This is a genomic window from Streptomyces antioxidans, assembly GCF_000968685.2.
Taxonomy (GTDB): Bacteria; Actinomycetota; Actinomycetes; order Streptomycetales; family Streptomycetaceae; genus Streptomyces; species Streptomyces antioxidans.
In genome coordinates this window covers 1-441 of sequence record NZ_LAKD02000179.1, presented here as the reverse complement: position 1 = coordinate 441, position 441 = coordinate 1, and the positions used below count along the sequence as shown (strand labels likewise).

Here is a 441-nt window from a genome sequence, read left to right as displayed (position 1 = left end):
ACGGCACCGGCACGAAGCTCGGTGACCCGATCGAGGCACACGCGCTGCTGGCTACCTACGGTCAGGGTCGCGGAATTGGTCGGCCGTTGTGGTTGGGGTCGTTGAAGTCGAACATCGGTCATACGCAGGCGGCTGCTGGTGTGGGTGGTGTGATCAAGATGGTCATGGCCCTCAACCAGGAAGTGCTGCCGCGTACGTTGCATGTGGACCAGCCGTCTTCGCATGTGGATTGGGATGCGGGTGCGGTGGAGTTGTTGACCGAGCCCGTGGCGTGGCCGCGTGGGGAGCGGGTGCGGCGGGCTGGTGTGTCTTCCTTCGGTGTGTCGGGGACTAACGCTCACGTTCTTCTTGAGGAAGCGCCGGTGGATGAGGCCTCGAGTGTGGAGGTTGTTTCTGCTGGTGGTGGTGTGTCGTCTGGGGTGGTGCCGTGGGTGGTGTCGG

The 441-nt window shown here is 63.7% G+C and carries 1 protein-coding gene; it reads left to right on the top strand.

Features of this window, described 5'->3' with window-relative positions; all coding sequences use genetic code 11:
* A partial coding sequence (locus VT50_RS37300; RefSeq protein ID WP_143645358.1) for a ketoacyl-synthetase C-terminal extension domain-containing protein occupies positions 1–441 on the top strand: 441 nt, incomplete at both ends.